Origin of the sequence: Pandoraea bronchicola (assembly GCF_902459805.1) — a bacterium.
Taxonomy (GTDB): domain Bacteria; phylum Pseudomonadota; class Gammaproteobacteria; order Burkholderiales; family Burkholderiaceae; genus Pandoraea; species Pandoraea bronchicola.
In genome coordinates this window covers 1-1,603 of record NZ_CABPST010000027.1, presented here as the reverse complement: position 1 = coordinate 1,603, position 1,603 = coordinate 1, and the positions used below count along the sequence as shown (strand labels likewise).

Annotated in this window: 2 protein-coding genes; both read right to left on the bottom strand. The window is 64.3% G+C overall.

Going from position 1 to position 1,603, the window contains the following annotated elements; all coding sequences use genetic code 11:
• Nucleotides 1-740 (bottom strand): ABC transporter ATP-binding protein (locus PBR20603_RS23990; protein ID WP_150561954.1); only part of this gene is annotated, 740 nt, incomplete at its 3' end.
• Nucleotides 740-1,603: ABC transporter ATP-binding protein (locus PBR20603_RS23985; RefSeq protein WP_150561953.1), on the bottom strand; the 864-nt coding region annotated here is incomplete at its 5' end. The genes PBR20603_RS23985 and PBR20603_RS23990, both read right to left, overlap by 1 nt.

Genomic DNA, 1,603 nt, shown 5'->3' with positions numbered 1-1,603 from the left:
GCCTTCTTCGCCAACCCCAGATACGTCTCGATAACCTTGGGATTGGTCGCCAGCTCCTGCGCGGGGCCTTCCAGCGCCAGCTCGCCCGTCTCGATCACGTAAGCATAGTCGGCCACCTGCAACGCGGCCCGGGCATTCTGCTCGATCAGCAGCGTTGCCACGCCCGTCTTGCGCAAGTCATTGATGATATGGAAGATTTCCTTCACGATCAGCGGCGCCAGCCCGAGACTCGGCTCATCGAGCATCAGCAGCTGCGGCTTGGCCATCAGCGCACGGCCCACCGCCAGCATCTGACGCTCGCCCCCTGAGAGCGTCCCCGCCTGCTGCCCACGACGCTCCTTGAGGCGCGGGAACAGCTCGTAGACGACGTCCATCTGGTCCAGGAAATTCTTCTCCCCGGCGCGCTTGCGACGATACGCGCCGAGCAGCAGGTTGTCCTCGACGGTCATCGTCGAGAACAGCTCGCGCTTTTCCGGCACCAGGCACATGCCGCGCGACACCCGGGCTTCGATGGTCAGCGCCGACATCTCCTGCCCCAGATACGCCACGCTCCCGCGGCTCGATCCGTTGTGCGGCAGCGCGCCCATGATCGCGTTGAGCATGGACGACTTGCCCGCGCCGTTCGGCCCGATCACCGTCACGATCTGGCCCGCTCCCACCCGAAGATGCGCGCCATGCACCGCTTCGACTTTGCCGTATGCGACGGCGAGGTCCTTGACCTCAAGAATCGCGTCTGCCATCACTCCACTCCTCCAAGGTACGCCTCGAGCACCGCCGGGTTCTTCTGCACGTCTTCAGGCAGCCCCTCGGCGATCTTGGTGCCGAACTCCATCACCACCAGGTGATCGGTCAGATTCATCACGAAGTCCATGTCGTGCTCGACCAGCAGCACGCTCATCCCTTCGTCCTTGAGCTTCCTGAGCAGATCGCCCAGCGCCTGCTTCTCTTTGTATCGCAGCCCCGCCGCCGGCTCGTCGAGCAGCAGCAACGTCGGGTCGCACGCCAATGCACGGGCAATTTCCAGAATACGTTGCTGGCCCAGCGCCAGGCTGCCCGCTTCGTCGTACATGTGTGCGCCAAGGCCCACACGCTCGATCTGCTTCTGGGCTTCGTGCAGCAGCATCGCTTCTTCGCGGCGATCCAGACGCAACACACTCGACCACACGCCCCCTTGCGGGCGACGGCGCAGCCCGTTCTTGTCACGCAGATACGCGCCGATTGCCACGTTCTCGAGCACGCTCATGTGCGGCATCAGACGCACGTGCTGGAACGTGCGGCCAATACCGCGCTTGACGATCTCACGCGAGGGCAGGCGATCGATACGCTCGCCGAGGAATGAAATCTCGCCACGGGTGGCTTGCAGCACGCCCGTCACCAGATTGAACGTCGTCGACTTGCCCGCACCGTTCGGGCCGATCAGGCCCACAATCTCACCCGCCTTCACCTCGAACGACACATCGTTCACTGCGACCAGACCGCCGAACTCCTTGCGTGCCTTCTCGAGCTTGAGCACCACTTCGCCCATTGCCGGCTTGGCGCGATGGCCCAGCGGTTCGGCCTGCGCCGGTGCCTTGGCAACGCGCCGCGCCGGGAAGATCTTGGC